Source organism: Pseudomonas sp. TE3911 (assembly GCF_054062775.1).
In genome coordinates, this window is the sequence record NZ_JBSSFP010000001.1 from 741,416 (window position 1) to 765,595 (window position 24,180).

Consider the following 24,180-nt stretch of genomic DNA (forward strand, 5'->3'; position numbering starts at 1 on the left):
GAATCAGTAAATCAATGATGCTCCCTGCAGATTTACTTCAGCGCCCGTCTGGGCACTGCACTCAGTACAGCACGGTTTTTACACAAATCCAGGCGATGAAAAAGCGCCAAAGGGCTGTGGGCGTTGGCGCGAACTGCACATTCTACTGAGGGGGTGGCTACTGAATGGCTGTGAGCAAATGTGGGAGAGGGCTTGCCCCCGATAGCCGTGTGTCAGTCACCGATGCAGCAACTGACACACCCTCATCGGGGGCAAGCCCCCTCCCACAATTTGAACGGTGTATAGGATTGAAATCCTCAGTCGATTCCGACAAACCCGCCCGTCTGGTGCTGCCACAACCGCGCATACAAGCCCTTATGGGCCAGCAACTCGGCATGGCTGCCGCTTTCGGCAATCTGGCCTTTCTCCAGCACCACCAAGCGATCCATCCGCGCAATCGTAGACAAGCGGTGTGCAATCGCAATCACGGTCTTGCCTTTCATCAGGGTTTCCAGGCTTTCCTGAATCGCCGCTTCCACTTCCGAGTCCAGGGCCGAAGTGGCTTCGTCCATGATCAGGATCGGCGCATCTTTGAGAAGCACGCGTGCGATGGCAATACGCTGACGTTGGCCACCGGAGAGTTTCACCCCGCGTTCGCCCACGTGTGCATCCAGCCCGGTGCGGCCTTCGGAGTCTGACAGCAGTGGGATGAACTCATCGGCGCGAGCCTTGTGCACGGCGGCCCAGAGCTCTTCGTCGGTGGCGTCGGGCTTGCCGTACAGCAGGTTGTCGCGGATCGAACGGTGCAGCAGCGAGGTGTCCTGCGTGATCATGCCGATTTGGGCGCGCAGGGATTCCTGGGCGACCTCGGCTATGTTCTGGCCATCGATCAGGATGCGCCCGCCTTGCAGGTCGTACAGACGCAGCAGCAGGTTGACCAGGGTCGATTTGCCCGCCCCGGACGGGCCGATCAGGCCGATCTTTTCACCGGCCTTGATCTCAAGGTTCAGGCCGCCAATGATCCCGCTCTGTTTGCCGTAGTGGAAATCCACCTGCTCAAAGCGTACTTCGCCACGGGGCACTGTCAGGCGGGGCGCGTTGTCGCGGTCAATCACCGCCAATGGCTGAGCGATGGTCTTGAGACCGTCCTGCACCATGCCGATGTTTTCGAAGATGCCGTTGACCACCCACATGATCCAGCCGGACATGTTGACGATGCGGATTACCAGACCGGTGGCCAGGGCAATCGCGCCCACGGAAATCAGCGACTGGGTCCATAGCCACAGGGCGAGGCCGGTGGTGGTGACAATCAGCAGGCCGTTCATGGTGGTGATCACGATGTCCATACTGGTCACCACGCGGCTGGCCAACTGGGTTTTTTCGGTCTGCTCGATGATCGCTTCCTTGGCGTACTCCTGTTCGGATTGGGTATGGGCGAACAGCTTCAAGGTGGTGATGTTGGTGTAGCCGTCGACGATGCGGCCCATCAGTTTGGAGCGCGCCTCGGAGGAAATCACCGAGCGCTCCTTCACCCGTGGCACGAAGTAACGCAGTGCCAGGCTGTAGGCGATGATCCAGGTCACCAGCGGGATCATCAGGCGCCAGTCGGCCTCAGCGAACAGCACCAGCGAACTGATGGCGTAGATCGCCACGTGCCAGATCGCATCCACCGCCGCCACGGCGGAGTCGCGCAGGGAGTTGCCGGTCTGCATGATGCGTTGGGCGATACGACCGGCGAAGTCATTCTGGAAGAAGTTGAGGCTCTGTTTGAGCACATAGCTGTGGTTCTGCCAGCGAATCAGGCTGGTCATCCCGGGGCTGATGGTCTGATGCACCAGCAAGTCATGCAGTGCGCCGAAGATCGGGCGCAGCAACAGGGCGACCACGGCCATCCAGATCAGCTCGGTGCTGTGGACCTGGAAGAAGTCAGCGGGCGGGGTGCCTTGGGCGAGATCGATGATGCGGCTCAGGTAGCTGAACAGCGCGACTTCGATCAGCGCACCGATCAGTCCCACTACCAGCAAGGCGGCAAAGTGCGGCCACACCTGGCGCAGGTAGTAGAGGTAGAAGGGCAGGACTTTATCGGGAGGGGCTTCGCTGGGTGCGTCGCGGAAAATATCGATCAGTTGTTCAAAACGACGATAGAGCATTGAGTATGACGCCCGCTGTGCGGGCTCTCCTTTCAAATGCGCGCGCCGCCTTGTGGGCCGCGCGCGGAACTACCTGCTACCTCAGTCGATGCGCTTGGCCGACTTGATGTACACAGGATCGATTGGCACGTTCTGCATGCCCTGCTTGGTAGTGGTTTGCGAGTTGACGATCACATCAACCACGTCCATGCCCTTGACCACTTTGGCGAACACGGCATAACCGGCATCGCGACCCGGATCGAGGAAGGCGTTGTCAGCCACGTTGATGAAGAACTGGCTGGTCGCCGAGTTCGGGTCATTGGTGCGCGCCATGGACAAGGTGCCACGCACGTTATGCAGGCCGTTGCTGGCTTCGTTCTTGATCGGTGCTTCGGTCGGCTTTTGCGACATCGACTGGGTAAAACCGCCACCCTGGACCATGAAGCCCGGGATCACACGGTGGAAAATCGTGTTGGTGTAGAAACCCTTGTCGACATAGGCCAGGAAGTTCTTGGTACTGATCGGCGCCTTGACCGGGTCCAGTTCGATTTCAATGTCGCCGTTGGTGGTGGAGATCAATACGTGTGGCGCCTTGGCGGGTTCGGCCGCCATCAGGTTGGCAGCGAACAGAACGGAACCGGCAAAGAAGGCGATTTTTTTCAGCATGGGTCAGTGATCCTGGGTAGTGGTTTCGACTGTCTCTAGAAAATCGAGCAGGGTGGTATTAAAGACTTCGGGTTGGTCCAAGGGCGTGGCGTGGCGGGAATCCTTGATCACCACCAGCCGCGCATCGGGCAGCAGTTTTACATAGTTTTCTTTCTGGGCCACGGGGGTGTAGTCGTGGTCGGCGCTGATGACCAGGGTTGGACAGGTAATCCTCGAAAGTCGTTCCTGCACGCCCCAGCCCACAATCGCATCGAAGCTGGCGAGATAAGCACGTTTGTCGTTTTTTGCCCAGCGTTCGGCCATATTGCGGCGCAGGTCGGCCTGCGCAGGTTTGGGGAACAGCCGGTCGCCGAGGGCCTTGCCGATGGTGGCCAGGCTGAGCACGCGGGCCAGCGTCCAGCGCTTGGCCCACTGCCAATAGTCATCGGCACTGCGCACCTTGACCTCGGGTGCGCTGTTGACGATGCACAGGCTTCTGACCAACGTAGGTTCATCCACGGCTAACTGGAAAGCGATCATGCCGCCCATGGACAGGCCCACCACATGAGCGGCAGGCAGGTTCAGGTGCTCGAACAGCGCCACCACGTCATGGGTGAACCCTGGGATGCTGTAACGCTCACGCGGTTTGTCTGAGCGACCATGACCGCGTACGTCCACCACGATCACTCGGTAGTGCCTGGACAGTACCGGAATCTGCAATTCCCAATCCTGGCTGCTGGAGCCCAGGCCGTGGATCAGCACCAGCGGTGTACCGTGGCCGTATTCCTCGTAGTGCAGGCTGCATCCTTCGTGGTCGAACCAGGCCATGGATGAACTCCGTTTCAGGCTTGTTGGGGGGCGGCGAAAGGTGCGTCCAGGGGCGCCGTGTCAAACGTGCGCAGTAACTCCACGAGGATCTGCGTCGCTGGCCCCAGGGGTTTGTCCTTGTTCGAGTACAGGTAGAACGCGGGGTGACGGCTGCCGCCCTGTTCCAAGGGTAGTTGCTTGAGCACGCCCTCGGCGAGTTCGCGTTCGATCATGTGCCGCGGCAGCCAGGCGAAGCCCAGGCCGCTGCCGACAAAGGCGGCCGCGGTGGCCAGGCTGCCGACGGTCCAGCGTTGTTCGGCGCCGAGCCAGCCCACATCCCGTGGCTGCTGGCGGCCGGAGTCGCGGATCACCACTTGCATCTGGCTTTCCAGGTCCTGGAAGCTCAGCTCGCGATTCATACGGTGCAGCGGATGCTCGGGGTGGGCCACGGCGACGAATTCCACGTCGCTCATTTCCGTGCCCAGGTAACCGGGGATGCTGAAGCCGCAGATCGCCAGGTCGGCCACGCCTTCGATCAACAACTCTTCAACGCCGGACAACACCTCTTCACGCAGGCGCACGCGGCAACCACGGCTTTGCGGCATAAAGGCCGTGAGAGCGCGCACCAGGCGGGCGTTGGGGTAGGCAGCGTCCACGACCAGCCGCACTTCGGCTTCCCAGCCCTGTTCCATATGGTGGGCGAGGTCTTCCAGCTGACTGGCGTTTTTCACCAGTTGCCGGGAGCGGCGCAACAGCACTTCACCGGCGTCAGTGAGCACGGCTTTGCGCCCGTCGATGCGCAGCAGCGGCACGCCAAGCTGGTCTTGCATGCGGGCCACGGTGTAGCTCACCGAAGACTGCGAACGGTGCAGCGCTTCGGCCGCCTGGGCGAAGCCGCCATGGTCGACCACGGCTTGCAGCGTGCGCCATTGATCGAGGGTAACGCGGGGCGCTTTCAAGATAGGTTCCTCTTGTCCTAAGCTGGCGGTCCTTATTGGAGACTGCCGAATGAGAAAATTTTGTTATGTGCTGTTGGCCCTGCTGCCGATGAGCGCGTTTGCGTACCCCATCGACGTGACAAAAAAGATCAGTGGCGTGAGCGTGGACTACACCGCCTCAGACGTGGACGGCGACATCAGTTCGATTCAACTAAACAACTACGGCACCAACGATGCCCTGTGCTCGGTAGTCTTCACCAATGGCCCGGAGGCACCCCGCCGACGCACGGTCTCGGTGCCGGCAGGCAAAAGCACCAACACCACGGTCAAGTTCAACCGCGCCATTATCAAGATGCGGATTGCCTTGGACTGCGCGCCAAAATAAAGGGGTAGCGGAGCATGTCTACAGGAATACTCCGCATATCAACAAATTTCTAGATGGGTTATAGCAGTTTTTTGCGCTTTTTTATCGAATGAGCCATGGTTAATCTTTTCTCCATCGACTTACAGCATTTACAGATGGAGCCTACGAAGCCATGTCCAACGTTCTGATCATCGAAAGCAGCGCCCGCCAACAGGACTCGATCTCCCGTCAACTGACCCAGCAGTTCATCAGCCAATGGCAGGCCGCCCACCCGGCAGACCAGATCACCGTGCGCGACGTGGCCCTCAACCCGGTGCCACACCTGGACGCCAACCTCCTTGGCGGCTGGATGAAACCTGCGGATAAGCGCAACGACAGCGAGCAGGTGTCCCTTAACCGCTCCAACGAATTGACCGACGAACTGCTCGCTGCCGACGTACTGGTGATGGCCGCGCCGATGTACAACTTCGCCATCCCCAGCACCCTCAAGGCCTGGCTGGATCACGTGTTACGCGCTGGTGTGACCTTCAAGTACACCCCCACCGGCCCACAGGGTCTGTTGACCGGCAAGCGTGCCATTGTCCTGACCGCGCGCGGCGGCATCCACACCGGCGCCAGCTCCGATCACCAGGAACCGTACCTGCGCCAGGTCATGGGGTTTATCGGGATTCATGACGTCACCTTTATTCACGCCGAAGGGGTGAACCTGAGCGGTGACTTCCAGGAAAAGGGCATCAACCACGCCAAGGCCCTGCTGGTGCAGCTCGTGGCATGAGCCGCTTGATCCTTTAATCGTCAGATAATCGCGCGGTGTTTATATCGCTCCACGCAAACCCTTCAAGTACGCGTACGAACCTCCCTTTGCACTTGTTGCTCCTAAGTGCTCCTGCCCGACTGACGCTTTAGCGAGGTCGGGTTTTTTTTGCCCTGAGTTTCTTCAAACCTTGAAAACCTTTAATGTCGCGCCCATTCGAAGCGAGGCACACATGGGCTATCTACTGGTTGTCACCCTGATTCAGGCATTTTCCTTCAGTCTGATCGGCGAATACCTCGCCGGTCATGTGGACAGTTACTTCGCTGTGCTGGTACGCGTCGTGCTGGCCGGGCTGGTATTTATCCCGCTGACCCGCTGGCGCTCGGTAGAGCCGGCCTTCATGCGAGGCATGCTGGTGATCGGCGCGCTGCAGTTTGGCGTGACCTACGTGTGCCTGTACCTGAGTTTTCGCGTGCTCACGGTGCCGGAGGTGTTGCTGTTCACCATCCTCACGCCGTTGCACGTGACGCTTATCGAAGATGCACTTAACCGGCGCTTCAACCCGTGGGCCCTGGTCGCCGCCTTGGTGGCAGTGGCGGGGGCGGCGGTGATTCGTTTCGATCAGATCACGCCTCACTTCCTGATGGGCTTCCTGCTGCTGCAACTGGCCAACTTCACCTACGCCGCCGGGCAAGTGATGTACAAGCACCTGGTAGCGCGTTATCCGAGTGACCTGCCGCACTACCGGCGCTTCGGTTACTTCTACCTCGGTGCGTTGCTGGTGGTGTTGCCGGCGTTCCTGCTGTTCGCCAAGGCCGACTTTCTCCCGCAAGCGCCGCTGCAATGGGGTGTGTTGGTGTTCCTCGGGCTGGTCAGCACGGCGCTGGGCATGTACTGGTGGAACAAGGGCGCGTGTTTGGTGCATGGCGGCACGCTGGCGGTGATGAACAATCTGCATGTACCAGTGGGGTTGTTGCTGAACCTGCTGATCTGGAACCAACACGAACCCCTGGGCCGCCTGGCGTTGGGTGGGTTGGTGATTCTCGGGGCGGTGTGGATCAGTCGGTTGGGCATAAAGCCTGCGCCTGGCGTAAAGTCTGCGACGTGATGGCCCCAAGGCATGCGTGAGCGGCAATGAAAGTCTGTTATAGAAAAGAACGGTGTGGGGGCGGCAGAGTGGACAAGATTGATGAACTGATCATTGCAGCCTTGAAGGACGACTCCCGGGTCAGCCTGGCGCAATTGGCGCGGCAAGTTCATAAGTCGCGAACAGCGGTGGAGTCGCGTGTCCAGAAGTTGATTGAAAAGGGCATCATCCTAGGCTTCACCATCAACGTAGCCGAGGGCGATGAGACCCTGCAAGCGGCGTTCTTGATGCTGACGCTCAATGGCAGCAACTGCCACCTGGTGTTTCCGAAGATCCAGCAGTTCAGCCAAGTGGTGCACGCCTACTCACTGTTTGGCGACGTGGACATGATGCTCGACGTTCGCTACAGGAGCTTTGAAGAACTGATGGTCTTCAAGGAAAGCCTGCTGAACATCGAACATGTGAAGGAAGTCGTGGTCAACCCCGTGCTGAAGGCCTGGCGCTAGGCGCCGGCCGTTTCTTCAACTCGTGGCTTCAGGCGTGATCGCGAACCGTTTCAAGGAAGTGATGGCTCAGGTTCGGCATTTTCTGACGAAGCGTGTCCACCAGCTCTTCGATGACGCCCTGGTTGAATTGAAGCGACGTGTCGTCATGCCCCAGGATCACCACCAGAAGCCTTGACGAGTCCTTCGTCAGCCGGAAGTCATGGGCGTCGGCGTCAACCTTGCCGATGCTCGCCAACGGCACATCCCCGCAGGTATAGACGATATCGCCAACGGGAATGGTGATGGCCTTCTTGGCAAACAGTGGGCGTAGAACCCTTGGTTTGTCAGAGCGCATCACGTAGATGTCATCTTTCTGATGATAGGTGTGCACACCGATGCTGACCCCATGACGGATGGAGACTGCGTTATAGGCGTCAACGATGTTGTTGATGGGGTATACGCCCTTGGCGATGAAGCGCCGCAGCAGCTTTTCGTTGGCGCTGACGGTGTTTTCGTAGCCGAGTTTTTTGAGCTGCTTGGCAAACCCTTCATACACGATGTTCGAGTCCAGCTCATTGAGGCGGGATGCGACGTGGTTCAGGTTGCTCTGCAACACCCCGACGAAGCTTTGGTCGTCTGAAACGGTGATGTCTTCGATAACCGCGGCGCACGCATTATTGATGCCCAGCTCACAGGCTGATTTTTTGATGATCAAGCGACTTTGCATAACCTTAGCCCCAGAGTAGTTTTCGAAGGTTCGCGGTACTGGTGTCCAGTTGCAGCGCCGAAGGACTCTGTAGCCAGAACAGCCCCGGACAGGTGGCGAAGTCAATCGTGACCGGCGTGGTATGACCGGGAGCGATGAAGTACCGGTGGCCGCAATAGGCCTCGTCCGCTTGGGCACTCTGGAGGGCCTGGGGAGAGGGAGGATCGAAGGTGCGTTGTGCATCGGAGCAGAAGAAACCGATCCGGCCATGGCTGATCTGGCTCGCTGCATCAGCTTGCGGGCGTGGGTGGCCGAGGTAGCTGTCGATCGACAGCGACAGCAAGTCGGGGTGATAGACCTGTTGAAACAGAAGGGGCGCGATGCCGCCGTGCAAGCGACCTCCGGCTTCAATCATCACCGGCCCGGCATCGGACCAAATGATCTCCATATGAATCGGCCCGACCCGCACGCCGAGCGCCGCGGCTGCCTGGCGGGCGTAATCGGTCAGCGGTTGCAGGTGCGCAGCCTGGGGATCAAGTGTGTCCAGGCTTTCGTAGACAAACATGCTGCCGTTCTTCTGAATCTTGGTGTACTTGCAGACACTGGCAATGATGTACGTGCCGTTGAAGGCGACCATATCCACCACGTACTCCGGCCCCGCGATAAACGACTGCACGATAAACCCCAGGTTGACCTCACCCAGGTCATTCTTCTGCTGCCAGGCCGCGTTTCTCAACGCGGTCTCTGCTTCGCCTTTGCCCTGGGCAAACACCACGCCTTCGGTGGCGGCCGAATTCAGCGGCTTGACCACATAGGTGGCCGACTCTTCCAGCTTGGCCACCACTTCGCCAATGCGGCTTGGCGAGCTCAACAGGTGCGAGTCGATGTGCGCCAACTGGTGTTTTTTCAGCGCCTGCTGCATGGAGAATTTGTTGCGCCGCAGGTCGCTGGTGATACGGCTGTTACCCGGAATGCTGAGCAACTCCGTCAGGTAGTCCGTGAGGTAGATGGCGGTTTCGCAACCGGCGATTACTGCGCTCAAAGACAACGTTTCCAGGGTGATCAGCAGGCTCTCTTCCCAGTGATACACCTCATGGAAATTCTCAGCGACCAGGTCGTTGGTGAAGTGTTCGGGCAAGGCGCGTGTGGAGATCACGGCGATGCACCGTATGCCCTGCGCGTTGAGCAGGGGCGCATAGAGCTTGCCCGTGGAGAATGGGTCAACAATCAGTACGGTTTTCACGTCGTGCAATCCTTATTCCGTGGTCGCGGCAGGCGAGGCTGCGGGGGTCAGGTTCCACGCCAGTACGGCAGTGGCCAACAGGCCGGCGGAGACGATCATCAACAGCCGTGCGCCTTCGAGTCCGAGAAAGCCCGAGGTGGTAAAGAACGTCAGGATCATCGGTGCCGAGCCACTGACCAGCAGGTAGTAGAGCGAGCTTTTCGCGGCGATGACGTCGGCTACCCGGTCGTTGGGCGCCGATTCAATCAGGGTTTTACGCAGTTGGATCCGCAGGCTGTTGATGCAAAAGCCCAGCAGGAACGCAGCGGCCATCATCACGTAGAGATTCTGGAAGTAGACGATTGCCACGTCCGCCAGAATCACCAGTGCGATGGCCCCATAGCTGTTGAGTTTGATACGCGGAAGCACGGCGGCGCTGAAGGCCCCCAGGCCGGCCAGGCCACTGGCGACGCCAAACAGGGTGGCGTTCCACTCATTGAGCTTTTGAAAAACGATAGGCACCAGGCTGTTGAACGCGCCGATATGGAAGCCGATCATGCTCAGCACAATGATCAGAATGTAGAGGTTGCGCGGCAGGTCCAGCGGCGCGGCGGCGGTGGAGGCTGCGGTCTGATCGGTGCCATGTGCGCTGGGGCTGTCGGCCACCAAGTAGACGCCCGCCAGTGACACAATCGCCGCCAGGCTGATGATTTGCAGCGTCTCGTTGACCGAGAACACATCCACGATCAAACCGCCCAGGAGCGCGCCGCCGAAGGCACCGATCTGGATGGAGGTTTGCATCAACCGCGCGCAGGTATCGCTGTCGGTGAGGCCTGCCAGCACCAGCTTGGTGTTTTTCGATTCCAGGGTACTGATGGTGAAGTAGTCGGTGACGCCCACCACAAACGCGATCGCCAGGAAGCCGATCGGCAGCAAGGCGGCCTGGGTAAACGACAATCCCAGGACGGCGGCGAACGCAGCCAGGCGTATGTACAGCAGCCGTTTCAGGCTGAGTTCAATCGTGAAGAACTTGCCGATGTACTGTTCACATAAATAGGGCACCACGGTCGCTACACACAAGGTGGCGCCTACCAGGAATGTCGAGCCGGTGGTCTCAAGGCCAAACCAGACCATCGCGATCACAATCGCCATGTCGAGGCCGGTGAAGAGGGTCACGATTGAATAGAACGCGGTCAGTGTCGAATTAGTCTTCATGGGCTTCATCCGTCGTAACGGGAGAGTTTAAGTAGCGGCACGCACCGTTCGGTGTCGCCGACCACGGTGCTGATCTGGTTTCTGACGCGCACGGTGGGCAGCGCCTTCTTTTCCAGGTTGCAGACCTTGTAGGCGTTGTCGTGCCAGGGACAGATCACGCTTTGGCCGTCGCCCGTCACTTCGCCCATGTGCAGTGGGCCGCCACGATGGGGGCACGAGGTGGGCAGCAATTGCGTCGAATACGCGTGACGCTTCAGAAAATAGGTTCTGTCCTCCACGGCCACGTAATGGGCGTGGGTGATATTCAGGCTGATGGCTTTCATTGGGTGGCCCATTCAGATGGCGGTGACGGTGTACGTGCAGGACGGACTGACGATGCGCGTGCCATGGAGCATTCCCTTGGGAATCACGACGCCTTCGCCGGCGATGAGGCGCACAGTCAATTCGGGGCTGGCGACAAACTCCAGCTCGCCGGATTCGACCCAGAACAGTTCGTCATTGGGGTGGGTGTGCAGCACCGAGAGCTCGTGTTCAGCCTCGGTGATTCGCAGGTCCACCGGCTTTTGGCCCTGAAGCTGCGAAGCCTTGGCGCGATGTTCATCCAGCTCGTCGTGCCATTTGATATGGGCATACAGTTCTTCGTCGGCGATGTCCTGAAGGAGCTTGAACTCTTCAAAGCCGCGGATAAGGTCGGGGATGATCTTGGTGCCGAACTGCTTGATCATGGGAATGATCAGGCGCTGAAGTGCCATTCTGCCGTGGTGCACATCGATATGAGCATGCTCATCGAAGTAGGCAGTGGAGACCTGGCCATCGAAGATGGTCTTGATCGCACGGGACTGGTGCTTGGTCGTCAGCGCCAGCGTAGCTTCGGTGTAGTACATGGCGCCGATGTAGCGGAACAGTTCGCCGTGGTTGGCCGACACATAGTGGAAATAGTTGGTCAGCGACAGCGACGCAGGCGTGTAGAACTGCCAGTAATGGTGCACGTGGTGTGACATGTCCATGTCCTGGAGCATGTCTTCAAAGATGGTGCTGTGCTTCTTTTTGTCGACGCCGTAGCCATACTCGTCGATCAGGATCTTGAACAACTCGCTGGTGTACACACCGCAGTTACCCAAAACATTGCGCGCCATGGCCGAGGCTTCACTGAGGAAATCCCCTGCGCATTGGGTCATGAAAAAACGCGCGGCACGCTGGGGGTTGCGGCTGGTGGTCAGCACCTCATGCAGTTTGGAGTCGGCTTGGGCTACATCATCCAAGACTTTATCGGTGTGGGCGACAAAAGAGTCCAGGCACCAAGGACCATTGATGTGCACTTCTTCCTTAAGCCAGTTGTATAAGTAGTGTTCCAGTAACGGGCGGATCTTTTTGCCACTGGCGGCATGTTGGGGGTCATAAAACTGTTTGAAAGCCTTTAAGTCGAGTTCTAATGGCGGCTTGGGCAAGAAGACTAAGTCTTGCTCGTAGATATTCAATAACAAGCGTTGTGCCAACAAATGCTGACTGTCTGAAAGTTGGTCGCTGGTCAGGCTGGTGGTGATGATCGAGTCGGTCACGTCCTGCGGCCTGGAAGGTCGCTGATAGGGACTAGTGGTATAAAAATCGCGAGGTTGAGCAAAGGCACTAGCACCACAATAGTGGGTCAACGCTTCGGCATTCGAAGTTAATACAAAGTCTGCCGCATTATCAGAAAGCTGAGTTGTCCATAACATGAGGGATGGCCTTTATCTGGCGTTGTTTGATGGCCAAATGCTAAGGCGTTGGTTTTTTTAAAAACAGATTAGAAATAGTGCGCACAAGTAGTGAAAATCACTAAAGGCGTAGGAGAAATTTTCTTTATTGTTTGCGTCAGTTGATTATTCGGTCGCAGCGGCTACACATAGTTGCCGGCGCTTAGCGGGATATTGCGCCGGCGAGGTGCGTATTTTCACCTCGCCGGCTTCGGGCTCACTGCAGGGCTGGCGTGCTCTGGGGGCTGGGTGTCAGCGCCAGAATTCCTGCCCGTAGATCGGTGCCACTCGGTTGCTGGTACAGACTCAGTCCAAACTCCGGCAACACCGCCAGCAGGTAATCGAAGATGTCCCCCTGGATGCGCTCGTAATCGGCCCACGCCGTGGTGCGGGTGAAGCAGTAGATCTCCAGTGGCACGCCCTGAGCCGTGGTTTGCATCTGGCGCACCATGCAGGTCATGTTCGGCTGGATGTCCGGATGGCTTTTCAGGTAGGCCAGGGCATAGGCGCGGAAGGTGCCGAGGTTGGTCATTCGGCGACGGTTGGCCAGCAGTTGTGCGCTGTGTCCTTGGGCTTCATTCCAGGCCTTGAGTTCTGCCTGCTTGCGTCCGATGTAGTCGGTGAGCAGGTGCACCTGGGTCATGCGCACCTCTTCGTCATCGCGCAGGAAACGCACGCCGCTGGCGTCGATGAACAGGCTGCGCTTGATCCGACGCCCGCCGGAGGCTTGCATGCCGCGCCAGTTCTTGAACGACTCGGACATCAGGCGCCAGGTAGGAATGGAGACGATGGTCTTGTCGAAATTCTGCACCTTGACCGTGTGCAGAGTGATGTCCACCACGTCGCCGTCGGCGCCGACCTGGGGCATTTCGATCCAGTCACCGACCCGCAGCATGTCGTTGCTGGTGAGCTGCACGCTGGCGACGAACGACAGTAGCGTGTCCTTGTACACCAACAGAATCACCGCCGACATCGCACCCAAACCCGACAGCAGCAACAGCGGCGAGCGGTCAATCAGGGTGGCGACGATGATGATCGCGCCGAACACGAACAGCACCATCTTCGCCAACTGCACGTAACCCTTGATTGAGCGGGTGCGTGCGTGTTCGGTGCGGGCATAGATGTCCAGCAGGGCATTGAGCAGGGCGCTCATGGCCAGGACCAGGAACAGGATGGAGATGGCCAGTGCCACGTTGCCGATGAACAGAATTGCGGTTTTGCTCAAATCCGGCACCAGGTACAGGCCGAACTGGATCACCAGGGACGGCGTCATTTGCGCCAGGCGGTGGAAGACTTTGTTGTGCCGCAGATCATTGAGCCAGTGCAGCGACGGTTGGCGGCCGAGCAATTTGACGGCGTGCAGGGTGAGGTATCGCGCTACCCGTCCGAGCAGCAGGGCCACCACCAGCAACACCATAAAACCAAGGCTGGCATGCAGCACCGGGTGTTGGTCGAGGGCGCCCCATAGGTCTTGGACGTTGAGCCAAAGCTGTTTGATATCCATGGGTGAAACCGATTCCTCTGTAAGACAAGACGGCGCGATTAGAGCATCTAAGTGCGACAAAGTTGACGTTGTAGACAAATGCCCTGACAAAAAAGCACCTGATTCGCACCGTTCGCGTAAAGAAACTCGGTTTGGGCGCCCGAAACCGTTACCCTATGCAGCTGATATTTTGTATTTCTTCGAGGTAGCACCCGTGTTTTCCCAATTCGCCCTGCACGAACGCCTGCTCAAAGCCGTGGCCGAGCTAAAATTTGTCGAGCCTACGCCTGTGCAAGCAGCGGCCATCCCGCTCGCGCTCGAAGGGCGTGACCTGCGGGTGACGGCTCAAACTGGCAGCGGCAAAACCGCCGCTTTCGTCTTGCCGGTTCTGAATCGTCTGATCGGCCCGGCCAAAGTCCGCGTGAGCATCAAGACCCTGATCCTGCTGCCGACCCGTGAGCTCGCCCAGCAGACTTTGAAGGAAGTGGAGCGCTTCTCGCAGTTCACCTTCATCAAGTCCGGCATTATTACTGGCGGCGAAGACTTCAAGGTCCAGGCCGCCATGCTGCGCAAGGTGCCGGACATCTTGATCGGCACCCCAGGCCGTATGATCGAGCAACTCAACGCCGGCAACCTCGACCTCAAGGAAGTCGAAGTGCTGGTGCTCGACGAAGCCGACCGCATGCTCGACATGGGCTTTGCCGACGACGTTCAGCGTCTGGTTGCCGAATGTGTCAATCGCCAGCAGACCATGCTGTTCTCCGCCACTACCGGCGGCTCGACCTTGCGCGAAATGGTCGCCAAGGTGCTGAACAACCCTGAGCACTTGCAGGTCAACAATGTCAGCGACCTGAATGCCACCACGCGCCAGCAGATCGTCACCGCTGACCACAATGTGCACAAAGAACAGATCCTCAACTGGCTGTTGGCCAACGAGACCTACCAGAAGGCCATCGTGTTCACCAACACCCGCGCTGCCGCCGACCGCATCTACGGTCGCTTGGTTGCCCAGGAATACAAGGCTTTCGTGCTGCACGGCGAGAAAGACCAGAAGGACCGCAAGCTGGCCATCGATCGCCTCAAGGCGGGCGGCGTGAAGATCCTGGTGGCTACCGACGTGGCTGCCCGTGGCCTGGACGTTGATGGCCTGGACCTGGTGATCAACTTCGACATGCCACGAAGCGGCGACGAGTACGTGCACCGTATCGGCCGTACCGGGCGTGCCGGCAACGATGGCCTGGCCATCTCGCTGATCTGCCATGGCGACTGGAACCTGATGTCGAGCATCGAGCGCTACCTCAAGCAGTCGTTCGAGCGCCGCACCATCAAGGAAGTCAAAGGCACCTACACCGGACCGAAGAAGGTCAAGGCGTCGGGCAAGGCTGTTGGCGTGAAGAAGAAAAAGACTGACGCCAAGGGCGACAAGAAGAAGACAGGCGCCAAGTCGCCGACCAAGCGCAAGATCGCCAACCGTCCGAAGACCGATAACCTGTCGTTGGTCAGCAAAGACGGCATGGCCCCGCTTAAACGCCGCAAGCCCGAAGCACCGGCTGCTGAATAAGCCAGCGCTGATGTGAAAAAACCGGACATTGTCCGGTTTTTTTATGCCTTCAGTTTTTGGCTTTTGCCGCAGCTTCTTTCAATTCTTTAAGGCGCGCGTCGATCAGCTGGCACTTGTCAGGGAATTCCGCGCTTTCAGTGTCCAGGTCCATCTTCTGCAGCTCGTCGTTCATCTCTTTGGCTTTAGTGGGGTTCTGCTCGGTGAGCTTGGTCACTTCCGTCGCCAACTGCTCTCGTTTCGCCGTGGCCTCTTCGGGCGTGCAGGCCCAGGCGGGCAGGGCCGTGAGCAGGGCGGCGGCGATGGCCAGGTTTCTCAAGGTGTTCATGGTACGTACCTCCTTGGTGATGATGTGCGGTTGAGGGGGCGAACGTCTGGAAAGTTCAGAGAAATGACGTCCGTCTGGCGGGCTGAACGGTGGCAGGTGTGGCATGTCACACCTTTTGACGGGCTACTTTTTCTTAGGCCTGCAGGAGGAATCAGGATGACGACTTACAACTGGGATCTAATCGAACGTCTGCTGCACGAAGTGCAGAACGGCGAAGGCAGCTTTGCCCCGCGCAAATACGCCGAGCAGGAAGCGGCCGAGAAGGCCACGGCGGGTGAGAACACCGGCAATCTGGATGCGCTGAAAAAGACCGCAGCGGATTATGAAGCGCTGCTGTTCAAGCGCGGTTTTATTGAATCGCGCCCCGAGGCAGAGGGCGGAAATGGTGAGAACTTCATTTTGACGCAATTGGGTGCCCAACTGCTGGCGCTGATCGACAGTTCCATTCCCGGCAACGATCACCCGCGCCAAGTGCTGGATGAGCAGTCGGATGCACTGGACCCGGCAACCTTCGCTGAAGTGGCGTCCAAAGCGCAGATTGCCTGACGGGTATGCGCGGACCCAGTGTGGGTGGCAGCCCCTCCCACATTAAATCCCGGCGGCCTTGAGGCATTTGAGTGCCTTGAAGTCGCTGCGTACGCCGTCAATTTTCTGCGTGAGTTTAAGGCGTTGCTGCGGCGTACTTTCGGCCATCACGTCGACAATCAGGCTGCGCGCCGCAGCTTCGGTCTGGGCGTAAGCCGCGCGATATTGCGGGGTCCATAGGCTTTCGCGGTCCACCAGCAGTTGCTGCATCTTCTGTGGGAATTCGGCGCTGTGGCGTTGCTGCACCGCTTCGATAAATTGCGCCTGCCAATGGGCGCGATTGCCGATCCATTCCTGATTCTGTTCGCCCAGCGCGACGGACCACGCGGTGACGCGATTTTGCTGGCTAGCGCTCAGTGGGCCCATCCAGGTGTCCAGGCGTTTGTTCATGCGCTCGGCGCGGTCCTTGATTTGTTGGGCGAGGGGCGGCTTAAGGTAGTCGTCCTGGCGTTTGCGCAGATCCTTGGCCAGAGCGTCATTCATTTCTTTGACCTGCTGATCATTCAATCCCTGGAGCAATTCGATGGCTGAGGGGGTGATTTCGCGGGCGACTTCAGCGATTGCCTGTTCGGCTTCGGCGGTGCGCGTTTTCAATGCAGCATCGGTGACCTGGTTTTCGTCGACCATCTGTTGCAGGCGATCGAGCCAATCGAGATAACCCGGCAACTGCGTGGTGCAATGCCAGGCCAGGTGTTCCTTGAGCTTATCGTTGAACCAACTCTTCTGCCCGGCGTTCATGTCCAGGTAGTCATTGAGGGTCCAGGGGATGATCACGTCCAGGTTGCGGTAGGCCAGGCCCACGCGGTTGCAGCCGGCGAGTGCCAGGCTTAGGGTCAGCAGGGCCACCAACAGTTTGAGCCGACGCAGCATGGGCGTTTCCTTGGGCAGAGGGATTCAATGCATGTGAACCCGCGCCAGGCGCTACAGTTCAGCCCATCAATAAAACGACCGCGCGGCCTTTAACGTCAACAGCCCGTCGCATTGCGAATTGTGTCCGGAGTACGCCGAGCAGTCGCCGCCGCTAAGGCTGGAGTCGCTGTAAATCAGGTCCAAGTCGATGCCCTTCCAGGCGCGGGAGAACTGAACCGACCAGTCGCTGAAGCTGCTGATGGTGCCGCCGTCCACCGAAGCTGGAGTGCCCAATTGGTGGGTGGTGTACTTCATGCTGACGCCGATGCCGAAGGGTTGGGTGCCGCCGAGGTCGGCGAAAATCGTGCTGTCCTGGCGGTCCGGGTCGTTGCTGAAGGAGGCACCGAAACGATTGCCCAACAGGTTCAAGCCGCCGTAGAACTCTTGGCTGTCGAGGGGGCTGAGCTTGGGGTAGCTGTAGTGGATCAAGCCGACTTCGTAGCCGAGCGTCTGGTCGAAGGGGTGTTTGAAGCCCATGTAGGAGTCGACTTCGAGGGTGCTTGCCGAAGACAGGCCCATGTTTGGCGAGAACTGGCCGAAGTACAGGCCGCTGTTGTGGCTGAGGTCTAACCCCCCGTGGAAAGAGTCGCTGCCCGGCGAGGTCGGCTTGACCAGGCCCTGTGCCATGCTGCGGCTGGGGGTGGTGCCTAATTTCAGGTCGAAGTCGCCCAATTCGCGCTGGAAGATCTGCGCTTCGGCAAGGGGGCAAGCCACTAATGTGCTGACCAGAAAAATGCAGGATTTGAGCATGCTTCACTCCATGAAAAGCGAGGAGCAGTAACGGAGAAAATCGGGCAGATGCCCGTGCTAGACGTGTGCAAGGATACCGGCGAATGCCAGGCGATGAGGCCCGTTCGTCGATTAACGCAATATTGAATGTAGAAGGAGGGTGTTTCGGGCTCTAGTCCTAGCGCCTTGGAGGCAAGACGCTTAGGGACCAGGTATTTTGCGCGGTGTTACTTTTTACCCAGGCTGATCTGCTTGGACGGGCCGAAAGTCTGGCCGCTCACGCCTTTTGCAATTTGCTGGATTTCGCCACCGGACTTGAGGAAAGCAGCGATTTGGCTGTTGATCGATTCGCTGGTTTCAACGGCTGGAGCTGGCTTTGCTTTGCTGTTGGATGCTTTTACGCGCATGGCGGCCACTAACCTGTAGAAAATTAACTTGGCCAGGCATCGTACAGGAAATACTTGACAATTGCTTGGCAAATATCCCCTGGGAATAAGTAGCGCGGCTGGAAATAAACGAAGTTCATCGTTGAAATTAGGCCCTAACTTACTGTTTTGACTCGAAACCACCTAGCAAAGCAGTGCTGGTGGAAGGGCAAAACTCAGTCGAATGATCGGACGAGCGGAGCGATGCCATCGTAGGGCCATGCCAGGCCGCGATTTTTCAGGCGTGCGCGCGTCGCGGGCGCAACTCGGGTAGAATGCCGCCCACGCAATGAGGGTATTGGAAATGGCTCTAGTCGGGCGCTACAACAGCTTACAAGTGGTTAAACACACTAACTTCGGTTTGTACCTTGATGGTGCGCAAGATGGCGAAATCCTCTTGCCTAATCGGTATATCCCAAAAGATATTCCCAGTGAAGATGAAGACTGGCTTAACGTTTTTATTTACCTGGACAGCGATGACAAACTTATCGCCACCACCGAAAAACCCAAAGTTCAAGTCGGCGAATTTGCCAGTTTGAAAGTGGTGGAAGTCAACAGTATTGGCGTGTTCCTCGATTGGGGTCTGCCAAAGGATCTTTTGCTTCCGTACTCGGAAGAAAAACGTCAGATGACCGCCGGTGAATACTGCGTGGTGCACGTCTATCTCGACAAGCACACCAAGCGTATTACCGCCACCGCGCGCCTTGACCGCTACCTGGACAAGACGCCGGCCAACTACGTTGTGGGCCAGGAAGTCGACCTTTTGGTGGCCGAAGCCACTGATATGGGCTTCAAGGCGATCATCAACAACAAACACTGGGGGCTGATCCACAAGAACGAAGTGTTCAAGTTCCTGCGTCCCGGCAAGGAAGAGAAAGGCTTCATCAAAGAGATCCGCGCCGATGGCAACATCAGCCTGAGCCTGCAACCGGTCGGCCAGGAAGCGGCCTCCAGTCTCAACTCGAAGATCCTCGCCAAGTTGCGCGAAAACAACGGCACGTTGCCGGTCAGCGATAAAAGCGACCCGGCAGTAATCAGCAACTTGTTCGGCGTGAGCAAGGGTAACTTCAAGAAGGCTATTGGTGCGCTCTACAAGCAGGGTCAGATCGTGATTCACGCGGATCGCATTGAACTAAGCTGAGTAGGGTTTGCTCTTCTGTAGGAGCGAGCTTGCTCGCGAAAAGGGTACATCCGATACCGCGATGGGCCTGAGATATTTTCGCGAGCAAGCTCGCTCCTACAGAGGTCCGCTTGATGTCTAAAAAATCGTTGTTCGCCTACCTCGGCACCTTGCTTGCTTTTCTGGTGCTCGACGGCCTCTGGCTCGGCGTCCTCATGGGCCCTACCTACAAATCCTTGCTGGGCCCGCTGATGCTTGATCAGCCCCGCCTGTTGCCCGCAGTGCTGTTCTATCTCCTGTATGTCCTCGGTTGTGTGGTGTTCGTGGTCTTGCCAAGCATCAACTGGCAACGCGCAGCGCGTCTGGGTGCCTTGCTGGGTCTGGTGGCCTATGGCACCTATGACCTGAGCAACTGGGCCACACTGCAAGGCTGGTCTGCGAGCTTGGCCCTGATGGACATGGCCTGGGGCACCTTCCTGACAGCGGTCTGTTGCACGGTTGGACACGTGTGTGCACATCGGGTGCACCGATGATTGTGTACAGGATTTATGTGCACCGTTGCTGAGCGCGGTCCCCGCTACTAAACCGTCATAAGCGCCTTTGGAGCACCGTCGTAGAGGGATTGTGTGCCATTGGCACGCATTCTGCTGACTGTTTCGTATACAAACCTGGCCGCCTCCCGTATGCATCCCCGTGACGGAAGCGCAGGCCGGTATTACGAGGAGCCCAGCGATGACCGAACAATTGCCCAAAGGCTATAGCCCGCGCCTGTACAACCAGGATCTGGGCCCACTGCCGCAGAAGTGGAACTGGTACAACATTTTTGCCTTCTGGATGAGTGATGTGCACAGCGTCGGTGGTTATGTATTCGCTGCCAGTCTGTTCGCCTTGGGGCTAGCCAGTTGGCAGGTGTTGATCGCCTTGCTCGCGGGTATTTGCATCGTGCAATTGATCGCCAATCTGGTGGCTAAGCCTAGCCAGCAGGCCGCCGTTCCTTATCCAGTCATCTGCCGGCTCGCATTTGGTGTGTTTGGCGCGAATATTCCTGCGGTGATTCGTGGCCTGATTGCCGTGGCCTGGTACGGGATTCAGACTTATCTGGCGTCCAGCGCTTTGATCATCGTGGTGTTGCGCTTTTTTCCACAGATGGCGGTGTATGCAGAACCGCATTTCGCCGGTCTGTCCTACCTGGGCTGGTTTGGTTTCCTCAGCCTGTGGGTACTGCAAGCTGCAGTTTTCTGGGCCGGCATGGAGTCTATCCGCCGCTTTATCGATTGGGCGGGGCCGGTGGTATATGCGGTGATGTTTGCCCTGGCTGGCTGGATTGTTTGGAAGGCTGGCTGGTCGAACATCAGCTTTACTCTGTCGGAAAAGTCCCTGTCGGGCTGGCAAGCGTTCGGCCAAGTGATCGTAGCCACGGCGCTGGTGGTGTCGTACTTCTCTGGGCCAACCCTGAATTTCGGCGATTTCAGCCGCTACTGCCGCAGCATGCAGGATGTGCGACGCGGAAACTTTTGGGGCCTGCCGGTGAATTTCCTGGCGTTTTCCCTGGTGACGGTGGTGATCGTCTCTGGCACCTTGCCGGTGTTTGGCGAAATGCTCCACGACCCGATCGCCACGGTTTCGCGTATCGACAACAACATGGCCGTGCTGCTTGGCGCATTTGCCTTTGTGACCGCGACCATCGGTATCAATATCGTCGCCAACTTTGTGTCCCCTGCGTTTGACTTCGCCAACGTCGCGCCAAGCAAAATCAGCTGGCGTGCCGGGGGCATGATCGCAGCAGTAGCCTCGATCTTTATCACTCCATGGAACCTGTTCAATAACCCGCTGATGATCCACTACACCCTGGATATCCTTGCGGCGTTTATCGGGCCGCTGTTTGGGATTCTGTTGGTAGATTTCTACCTGATCAAAAAACAGAAAATCGATGTAGATGCGCTGTTCGATGACAGCCCAAGCGGGCGCTATTACTTCGACGGCGGCGTGAACTGGACAGCGGTCAAGGCGCTGGTGCCCGCGACACTGGTGGGCGTCGCGATCACCTTCACACCGGCGTTGCAGGGCATGGCCAACTTCGCCTGGTTTACCGGCTGCTTCCTGGGAGGGCTGTTTTTCCTGGCGCTGTCACGGCGCGAACAGGTGCGCACGCAAGCGCCTTTGGTTGCTGGCTGACCAATATCCCCCCCGCCAAGAACAGGCCTGTACCGGCAATCACCAATGCCGGTTGCAGGCCGCCGCTTAGATGGCTGCTCGCCGACGCCAATAAGGGCCCGCTCAATTGGCCGATGGCAAAGCTGGCGGTCAGCAGACCGGTGCTGCGCTGGTAGCCGTGGGGCGCCACATCCCGCAAGCGCGCCATCACCAATTGCATACAGGCCAGGAACGGACCGCCGCAAAGCAGAACGCCCAGTGCCAACCCCCAGCCATTGCCCAGCAAGCACGTGAACACTCCGGCCGCTTGCAGCCACAGCGTTGTCATCAGCCAGCGGCGAGTAGCGTCTGGATCTTTGCGACGCAGAGTCGCCACGCCCACGCCAATCGCTGCCAGCAGGCCAAAGCACGGCCAGAACAGATCGGCCTGCCAGGCCCCTTTGAACTGGGCGCTGGCCATCTGTGACAGGAAGGTCGCTGGAATGATGTAACCCAGTCCGAATAGCACATAAATCCAGCACAGGTGCGTGATGCTGCCGTTGCTGCCCGCGTCGCTATGACCGGCGCCAGGGGCGCTGGCACAAGGCTGCGGCAAAAACGGCAGGATCGCCAGCAGCATGAGCAGCGCCACAGCGCCATAGATCAACCATAACGTGGCGGAGTTTTGCCCCAGCAGGTTTGAGCCGAGCGCCAATAGCCCGGTCAACAGAATCCCCAGGCCCGGCCCGGCAAATACCAGAGCACCCAGACGCGGGCGTCCGGCGGTAAGCGCCAGCGGCTGGCTCAAGCTAGTGATCATCACCAATGCCCAGGCACTTGCCACGCCAGTGCCAAAGCGCAACAGCAGATGGGGCCAGAACCCATGGGCCCAGGAGGACGCAAAGGTCAGCAGCACACATAACCAGAGCCCACCGTACAGCCGACCGCGTACATGACGGTGACCGCGGGCGAAAATCGAATCCACCGCGCCCACGAAGTAGCCGAGGTAATTGGCGGCGGCGATCAGGCCGGCGTCGGTCAGGTCGATCTGCCCTTCGCTAAGCATGTGGGGCATTTGTGGGGTGAGGGCGAAGCGGCCAATGCCCATGGCCATCATCAGGGCGATGGAGCTGGCGAGTAAGCGAATCAGGGGTGACATGGTCAGGTGTCCTGCTGAGAAACGAATGACCCTCAGCCTAAGGTGTGTTGACTTTCTGTAAAATTGAATAATATTGAGTAACTTATTCAGTTTTGGAGAAAGTCGTGGAGTTCAGTCAATTGCGCATTTTCCAGGCCGTGGCGGAAGAGGGGTCCATCACCCGCGCGGCTGAGCGCCTGCACCGCGTGCCGTCAAACCTATCGACCCGACTCAAACAGATGGAGGAACAGCTCGGTGTAGAGCTGTTCCTGCGCGAACGTCAGCGCTTGCAGCTGTCTCCGGCGGGCAAGATATTGCTGGACTACAGCACCCGTCTGCTGGCGCTACACGATGAAGCCCATGGCGCCGTGCAAGGTGGGCAACCGGCCGGCGACTTTGTTCTGGGCAGCATGTACAGCACTGGAGCAGTGCATTTGCCCAAGCTGCTGGCGCGTTATCACAAGGCCTACCCAATGGTGAATCTGCAGGTGCAGTCAGCGCCCAGTGGTGAGTTGCTGGAAGATCTGATCACGGGGCGTCTGGACGCAGCGTTTGTGGACGGCCCGCTGACCATCGCCAGCCTGGACGGCGTGCAGTTATGCGAGGAAAAACTGGTGCTGATCTGTGAAGCCGACCACCCACCCGTGCGTGGTCCCCAGGATGTTGCCGGCCGTTCGGTGTTTACGTTCCGACGCAGTTGCGCTTATCGCACACGCCTGGAAAGCTGGTTTTCCCACGAGCGCGTAGCCATGGGACGGGCGATTGAGATCGAGTCATATCAAGGCATGCTCGCTTGCGTGATTGCTGGTTCAGGAGTGGCGTTGATGTCCCAAGCCATGCTCGACAGCCTGCCAGGCAAGGACAGCGTGTCCGTTCATCCACTGACAGGGCATTTTGCCACTGCGACCACCTGGTTGATGTGGCGAAAGGGTATGCTCGGCGCTAACCTCAATGCGTGGATCGACTTGCAGCAAGAGGGCCAGGCGACGGTAATGAAAGACACCCGCGCCATTGCCTGACCGGTCCGTCAGAATTCGGATGAATTCAGTAATAGTTCGTTGTGGTTTCGTTCAAGCAATATGTAGGACTTAGGGCTACTATCAGTGTAGGAAAAGGCGACATAGCTTGCGCCTACAAGCATTACCCTCAAAGGGGGCAAACCATGAAAGAGAAAATCCAAAACTGGCTCCATGATCTGGGCGTTGCACTGGGCTTGATCGAGCCTCCGCTGCAGCCGGTGCCGATTCGTACGGATGACGAGCAGCGTCGCCCACGTCGCAGATGAGGCCCCGGGGAGCGCTCGCGCGATGAATACCTCTCTATGTCGTGGGAGCGCTGCCAGGTAAATCGGATGGCTGTACGACGTGTGAGTTGCGTCATTCGCCTTTACTGACTTCGGTAAACCCGAAGCTATGTATGTGGTCCTCGCCAGTGGCGCAATCGTGATAATGGCCCTTTACCTCCATCTCACCATTGAAACTTCCGTGAACTTCAAAGCCGAACCAGTCTTTAAATGCTCGTTCTATGGGCAGTGTGGCAAATGAAGTCCCGTTTTTATAAAACATGAGCTTGTATATTCCAGTGCAGACGCCTGCGTGGGGGCCGTTTATATGCACGCGGTCGCCTGTCTTAAGTTGCGGTGGAACTGTTGACGCAGCGGGGTAGCTAGGATCGCGCTGTTTCATTTCATCACCTCATGGGTTATCGG

The 24,180-nt window shown here is 58.2% G+C and carries 27 protein-coding genes; 11 read left to right on the forward strand and 16 right to left on the reverse strand.

All coding sequences use genetic code 11. From position 1 onward, the window contains the following. Nucleotides 1-296 precede the first annotated feature (296 nt). The 4 genes from ACVWXD_RS03435 to ACVWXD_RS03450 form a co-directional block, all read right to left on the reverse strand. A complete protein-coding gene (locus ACVWXD_RS03435; protein ID WP_095185393.1) occupies nucleotides 297-2,129 on the reverse strand; it encodes an ABC transporter ATP-binding protein in 1,833 nt (610 codons plus the stop codon). A gap of 81 nt (nucleotides 2,130-2,210) precedes the next feature. Continuing rightward, on the reverse strand, nucleotides 2,211-2,774 hold the full coding sequence (locus ACVWXD_RS03440) for a peptidylprolyl isomerase (protein ID WP_032887711.1): 564 nt from the start codon (nucleotides 2,772-2,774) through the stop codon (nucleotides 2,211-2,213). Between the two features lie 3 nt (nucleotides 2,775-2,777). Next, nucleotides 2,778-3,581: an alpha/beta fold hydrolase gene (locus ACVWXD_RS03445; RefSeq protein WP_260366294.1), complete on the reverse strand. Its 804-nt coding sequence runs from the start codon at nucleotides 3,579-3,581 to the stop codon at nucleotides 2,778-2,780. A gap of 14 nt (nucleotides 3,582-3,595) precedes the next feature. After that, complete coding sequence (locus ACVWXD_RS03450; protein WP_032887714.1) at nucleotides 3,596-4,519, reverse strand: LysR family transcriptional regulator; 924 nt, start codon at nucleotides 4,517-4,519, stop codon at nucleotides 3,596-3,598. 49 nt (nucleotides 4,520-4,568) lie between these two features. Between ACVWXD_RS03450 and ACVWXD_RS03455 the strand changes: the two genes are divergently transcribed. From ACVWXD_RS03455 to ACVWXD_RS03470, 4 genes are all read left to right on the forward strand, one after another. Further along, nucleotides 4,569-4,883 carry a hypothetical protein gene (locus ACVWXD_RS03455; protein ID WP_032887716.1) on the forward strand — a complete coding sequence of 105 codons (315 nt, stop codon included), beginning with the start codon at nucleotides 4,569-4,571 and terminating at the stop codon, nucleotides 4,881-4,883. A 151-nt stretch (nucleotides 4,884-5,034) separates the two neighbouring features. Next, on the forward strand, nucleotides 5,035-5,637 hold the full coding sequence (locus ACVWXD_RS03460) for an FMN-dependent NADH-azoreductase (protein WP_457370683.1): 603 nt from the start codon (nucleotides 5,035-5,037) through the stop codon (nucleotides 5,635-5,637). A 211-nt stretch (nucleotides 5,638-5,848) separates the two neighbouring features. Continuing rightward, on the forward strand, nucleotides 5,849-6,724 hold the full coding sequence (locus ACVWXD_RS03465; RefSeq protein WP_032887720.1) for a carboxylate/amino acid/amine transporter: 876 nt from the start codon (nucleotides 5,849-5,851) through the stop codon (nucleotides 6,722-6,724). 68 nt (nucleotides 6,725-6,792) lie between these two features. Next, nucleotides 6,793-7,209 carry an Lrp/AsnC family transcriptional regulator gene (locus tag ACVWXD_RS03470; protein WP_032887722.1) on the forward strand — a complete coding sequence of 139 codons (417 nt, stop codon included), beginning with the start codon at nucleotides 6,793-6,795 and terminating at the stop codon, nucleotides 7,207-7,209. A 28-nt stretch (nucleotides 7,210-7,237) separates the two neighbouring features. Here the strand turns inward: ACVWXD_RS03470 and ACVWXD_RS03475 are convergent, their stop codons facing one another. The 6 genes from ACVWXD_RS03475 to ACVWXD_RS03500 form a co-directional block, all read right to left on the reverse strand. Continuing rightward, entirely contained in the window at nucleotides 7,238-7,915 is a 678-nt protein-coding gene (locus tag ACVWXD_RS03475) for a phenylalanine--tRNA ligase beta subunit-related protein (protein ID WP_032887724.1), read from the reverse strand. 4 nt (nucleotides 7,916-7,919) lie between these two features. After that, nucleotides 7,920-9,137 (reverse strand): ATP-grasp domain-containing protein, encoded by a 1,218-nt coding sequence (locus ACVWXD_RS03480; protein ID WP_032887726.1) that lies wholly within the window; start codon nucleotides 9,135-9,137, stop codon nucleotides 7,920-7,922. A 12-nt stretch (nucleotides 9,138-9,149) separates the two neighbouring features. Continuing rightward, entirely contained in the window at nucleotides 9,150-10,331 is a 1,182-nt protein-coding gene (locus ACVWXD_RS03485; RefSeq protein ID WP_095185398.1) for an MFS transporter, read from the reverse strand. Nucleotides 10,332-10,336: 5 nt separating this feature from the next. Beyond that, nucleotides 10,337-10,654 (reverse strand): Rieske 2Fe-2S domain-containing protein, encoded by a 318-nt coding sequence (locus ACVWXD_RS03490; RefSeq protein ID WP_032887730.1) that lies wholly within the window; start codon nucleotides 10,652-10,654, stop codon nucleotides 10,337-10,339. 12 nt (nucleotides 10,655-10,666) lie between these two features. Then, complete coding sequence (locus ACVWXD_RS03495; RefSeq protein WP_241089592.1) at nucleotides 10,667-11,890, reverse strand: iron-containing redox enzyme family protein; 1,224 nt, start codon at nucleotides 11,888-11,890, stop codon at nucleotides 10,667-10,669. 391 nt (nucleotides 11,891-12,281) lie between these two features. Next, nucleotides 12,282-13,568 carry a mechanosensitive ion channel family protein gene (locus ACVWXD_RS03500; protein WP_032887734.1) on the reverse strand — a complete coding sequence of 429 codons (1,287 nt, stop codon included), beginning with the start codon at nucleotides 13,566-13,568 and terminating at the stop codon, nucleotides 12,282-12,284. 193 nt (nucleotides 13,569-13,761) lie between these two features. On the opposite strand from ACVWXD_RS03500, the gene ACVWXD_RS03505 reads away from it, so the two are divergent. Next, nucleotides 13,762-15,108, forward strand: coding sequence for a DEAD/DEAH box helicase (locus ACVWXD_RS03505; protein ID WP_017735367.1), 1,347 nt, complete (start codon nucleotides 13,762-13,764; stop codon nucleotides 15,106-15,108). A 49-nt stretch (nucleotides 15,109-15,157) separates the two neighbouring features. On the opposite strand, the gene ACVWXD_RS03510 is transcribed toward ACVWXD_RS03505, so the two are convergent. Further along, nucleotides 15,158-15,433, reverse strand: a complete 276-nt coding sequence (locus ACVWXD_RS03510; RefSeq protein ID WP_095185399.1) for a hypothetical protein — start codon at nucleotides 15,431-15,433, stop codon at nucleotides 15,158-15,160. Nucleotides 15,434-15,589: 156 nt separating this feature from the next. Here ACVWXD_RS03510 and ACVWXD_RS03515 point away from each other — a divergent pair, with 156 nt between their 5' ends. Further along, nucleotides 15,590-15,979: a transcriptional regulator gene (locus ACVWXD_RS03515; RefSeq protein WP_099602987.1), complete on the forward strand. Its 390-nt coding sequence runs from the start codon at nucleotides 15,590-15,592 to the stop codon at nucleotides 15,977-15,979. 42 nt (nucleotides 15,980-16,021) lie between these two features. On the opposite strand, the gene ACVWXD_RS03520 is transcribed toward ACVWXD_RS03515, so the two are convergent. The 3 genes from ACVWXD_RS03520 to ACVWXD_RS03530 all read right to left on the reverse strand — a co-directional run bounded on the left by ACVWXD_RS03520 (nucleotide 16,022) and on the right by ACVWXD_RS03530 (nucleotide 18,063). Continuing rightward, a complete protein-coding gene (locus ACVWXD_RS03520) occupies nucleotides 16,022-16,888 on the reverse strand; it encodes a DUF6279 family lipoprotein (RefSeq protein ID WP_032887739.1) in 867 nt (288 codons plus the stop codon). Between the two features lie 66 nt (nucleotides 16,889-16,954). Then, nucleotides 16,955-17,677 (reverse strand): TorF family putative porin, encoded by a 723-nt coding sequence (locus tag ACVWXD_RS03525; protein WP_122754458.1) that lies wholly within the window; start codon nucleotides 17,675-17,677, stop codon nucleotides 16,955-16,957. 206 nt (nucleotides 17,678-17,883) lie between these two features. Then, the gene (locus ACVWXD_RS03530) at nucleotides 17,884-18,063 is read right to left on the reverse strand and encodes a hypothetical protein (RefSeq protein ID WP_003193095.1); all 180 of its coding nucleotides are present in this window, start codon (nucleotides 18,061-18,063) and stop codon (nucleotides 17,884-17,886) included. Nucleotides 18,064-18,385: 322 nt separating this feature from the next. Here ACVWXD_RS03530 and ACVWXD_RS03535 point away from each other — a divergent pair, with 322 nt between their 5' ends. From ACVWXD_RS03535 to ACVWXD_RS03545, 3 genes are all read left to right on the forward strand, one after another. After that, entirely contained in the window at nucleotides 18,386-19,222 is an 837-nt protein-coding gene (locus ACVWXD_RS03535; protein WP_032887742.1) for a CvfB family protein, read from the forward strand. A 113-nt stretch (nucleotides 19,223-19,335) separates the two neighbouring features. Then, nucleotides 19,336-19,734, forward strand: coding sequence for a DUF2177 family protein (locus ACVWXD_RS03540; protein ID WP_032887744.1), 399 nt, complete (start codon nucleotides 19,336-19,338; stop codon nucleotides 19,732-19,734). A gap of 199 nt (nucleotides 19,735-19,933) precedes the next feature. After that, complete coding sequence (locus ACVWXD_RS03545) at nucleotides 19,934-21,376, forward strand: NCS1 family nucleobase:cation symporter-1 (RefSeq protein ID WP_032887746.1); 1,443 nt, start codon at nucleotides 19,934-19,936, stop codon at nucleotides 21,374-21,376. Here the strand turns inward: ACVWXD_RS03545 and ACVWXD_RS03550 are convergent. Continuing rightward, complete coding sequence (locus ACVWXD_RS03550; RefSeq protein ID WP_181639434.1) at nucleotides 21,288-22,493, reverse strand: MFS transporter; 1,206 nt, start codon at nucleotides 22,491-22,493, stop codon at nucleotides 21,288-21,290. The genes ACVWXD_RS03545 and ACVWXD_RS03550 overlap by 89 nt on opposite strands. 104 nt (nucleotides 22,494-22,597) lie before the next feature. Between ACVWXD_RS03550 and ptrR the strand changes: the two genes are divergently transcribed. Both ptrR and ACVWXD_RS03560 read left to right on the forward strand, forming a co-directional pair. Continuing rightward, the gene (gene ptrR, locus ACVWXD_RS03555; protein WP_457370684.1) at nucleotides 22,598-23,491 is read left to right on the forward strand and encodes a putrescine utilization regulator PtrR; all 894 of its coding nucleotides are present in this window, start codon (nucleotides 22,598-22,600) and stop codon (nucleotides 23,489-23,491) included. Nucleotides 23,492-23,634: 143 nt separating this feature from the next. Then, the gene (locus tag ACVWXD_RS03560; protein ID WP_003193089.1) at nucleotides 23,635-23,757 is read left to right on the forward strand and encodes a PA1414 family protein; all 123 of its coding nucleotides are present in this window, start codon (nucleotides 23,635-23,637) and stop codon (nucleotides 23,755-23,757) included. 91 nt (nucleotides 23,758-23,848) lie between these two features. Here the strand turns inward: ACVWXD_RS03560 and ACVWXD_RS03565 are convergent, their stop codons facing one another. Further along, nucleotides 23,849-24,157, reverse strand: a complete 309-nt coding sequence (locus tag ACVWXD_RS03565; protein ID WP_457370685.1) for a hypothetical protein — start codon at nucleotides 24,155-24,157, stop codon at nucleotides 23,849-23,851. Nucleotides 24,158-24,180 lie beyond the last annotated feature (23 nt).